This window comes from Halomonas sp. (assembly GCF_031581305.1).
Lineage (GTDB): Bacteria > Pseudomonadota > Gammaproteobacteria > Pseudomonadales > Halomonadaceae > Halomonas.
Genome location: NZ_JAVLBC010000315.1, coordinates 1 through 2003 on the forward strand (window position 1 = coordinate 1; position 2003 = coordinate 2003).

Genomic DNA, 2003 nt, shown 5'->3' on the forward strand with positions numbered 1-2003 from the left:
AGCTCGCTGGGGTCGAGGCGCGGGGGCTTGGGCGCCTGCATGGCGAGCTGGCCGCGTTTCTGCCAGTTCAGCCGCGAGACGCAGCCGCGCGCCAGCTGCAGGGCGTGGGCGTCGTTCTCGGCGTAGTGGTCGGCCACGCCACTCACCTTGGCGTGCACGTCGGCGCCGCCCAGGTCCTCGGCACTGATGCTCTCGCCGGTGGCGGCCTTCACCAGCGGCGGGCCGCCGAGGAAGATGGTGCCCTGCTCCTTGACGATGATCGACTCGTCGGCCATGGCGGGCACGTAGGCGCCGCCCGCGGTGCAGGAACCCATCACCACGGCGATCTGCGGGATGCCCTCGGCAGAGAGCGTGGCCTGGTTGTAGAAGATACGCCCGAAGTGGTCGCGGTCCGGGAAGACCTCGTCCTGGCGGGGCAGGAAGGCGCCGCCGGAGTCGACCAGGTAGAGGCACGGCAGGCGATGCTTGCGGGCGATCTCCTGGGCGCGCAGGTGCTTCTTCACGGTCAGCGGGAAGTAGGTGCCGCCCTTGACCGTGGCGTCGTTGGCGACGATCACGCACTCCACCCCCGAGACGCGACCGATGCCGGTGACCACGCCGGCGGCGGGCACGTCGCTCTCGTAGACCTCGTGGGCGGCCAGCGACGAGAACTCGAGGAAGGGCGAGCCTTCGTCGATCAGGTGGTCGATGCGGTCGCGCACGAACAGCTTGCCGCGGGACTCGTGGCGGGCACGGGCCTTCTGGCCGCCGCCCTGGGTGATGGCCGCGGTCAGCTCGCGCAGCTTGCCGACCTCGTGGCGCATGGCGACGTCGTTGGCCTGGAAGACATCGCTGCGCGGATTGATCTGGGTGTTCAGGATTGCCATGTACCCCTCCGGGGAGCTGTAAGCCGTAAGCTTGAAGCTGTAAGAAAACCCCGCTTGGCAGGTGCTTACAGCTTATAGCTTATAGCTTACGGCTTGGGTTAAGCGGATTCGTTGAAGATCTCGCGGCCGATCAGCATGCGGCGGACCTCGCTGGTGCCGGCGCCGATCTCGTAGAGCTTGGCATCGCGCAGCAGGCGGCCGGTGGGGTACTCGTTGATGTAGCCGTTGCCGCCGAGCAGCTGGATGGCGTCCAGTGCCACCTGGGTGGCCTTCTCCGCACAGTAGAGGATCACCCCGGCGGCGTCCTTGCGCGAGGTCTGGCCGCGGTCGCAGCCGGCGGCCACGGCATAGAGATAGGCGCGGCAGGCGTTCAGGGTGGTGTACATGTCGGCGATCTTGCCCTGCACCAGCTGGAACTCGCCGATGGCCTGGTTGAACTGCTTACGCTCGTGGACGTAGGGCACCACGATGTCCAGCGCCGCCTGCATGATGCCGATGGGGCCGGCGGCGAGCACGGTGCGCTCGTAGTCCAGGCCGCTCATCAGCACGCGCACGCCCTTGCCGACCTCGCCGAGCACGTTCTCTGCCGGCACCTCGCAGTCCTGGAACACCAGTTCGCAGGTGTTGGAGCCGCGCATGCCCAGCTTGTCGAGCTTCTGGGCGGTGGAGAAGCCGGGCATGCCCTTCTCGATGATGAAGGCGGTGATGCCCTTGGAGCCGGCCTCCGGGTCGGTCTTGGCATAGACCACCAGTACGTCGGCATCGGGGCCGTTGGTGATCCACATCTTGTTGCCGTTGAGGATATAGTGGTCGCCACGCTTCTCGGCGCGCAGCTTCATGGAGACCACGTCGGAGCCGGCACCCGGCTCGGACATGGCCAGCGCCCCGACGTGCTCGCCGCTGATGAGCTTGGGCAGGTACTTGGCCTTCTGCTCGGCACTGGCGTTGATCTTGAGCTGGTTGACGCAGAGGTTGGAGTGGGCGCCGTAGGAGAGGCCCACGGAGGCGCTGGCCCGGGAGATCTCCTCCACGGCGATGCAGTGCGCCAGGTAGCCCATGCCGCTGCCGCCATCCTCGTCCGACACGGTGATGCCGAGCAGGCCCATGTCGCCGAACTTCTGCCAGAGGTCGTTGGGG

2 protein-coding genes are annotated in these 2003 nt (G+C 67.3%); both read right to left on the reverse strand.

Annotated elements, in window-relative coordinates; translation table 11 throughout:
* Positions 1-866: carboxyl transferase domain-containing protein (locus tag RI841_RS16205; RefSeq protein WP_310706662.1), on the reverse strand; the 866-nt coding region annotated here is incomplete at its 3' end.
* A 98-nt stretch (positions 867-964) separates the two neighbouring features.
* Positions 965-2003: isovaleryl-CoA dehydrogenase (locus tag RI841_RS16210; RefSeq protein WP_310706663.1), on the reverse strand; the 1039-nt coding region annotated here is incomplete at its 5' end.